This is a genomic window from Priestia sp. SIMBA_032 (genome assembly GCF_046535215.1).
Lineage (GTDB): Bacteria > Bacillota > Bacilli > Bacillales > Bacillaceae_H > Priestia > Priestia aryabhattai.
The window spans coordinates 1-253 of the sequence record NZ_JAWRXD010001117.1 but is presented as its reverse complement, the minus strand read 5'-3'; the positions used below and the strand labels follow the sequence as shown (position 1 = coordinate 253).

Annotated in this window: 1 pseudogene; it reads right to left on the bottom strand. The window is 34.8% G+C overall.

From position 1 onward, the window contains the following. Positions 1 to 106 precede the first annotated feature (106 nt). Positions 107 to 253: pseudogene (locus tag SB717_RS37800) on the bottom strand (thioredoxin-disulfide reductase); the annotation flags it as partial.

The window sequence follows — 253 nt, the reverse complement described above, 5'->3', positions numbered from 1 at the left end:
AGAAAGCTTATAATCCTTATATTTTTTGACAATACTTTGACATTTTCACACAAAAAAAGAAGAAAGCTCCTGTCGGTAGCTTTCTTCTCACAAGGTATGTTATCCCTTATTTTTCTGATACAGTTTTTAATTCCTCTAATAATTCTTCTACATAATGTTGTGCACTTTGTGCTGCAATACTACCGTCACCTGTTGCAGTTACAATTTGACGAAGCATTTTTTCACGAACATCACCAGCTGCGAAAATACCAGG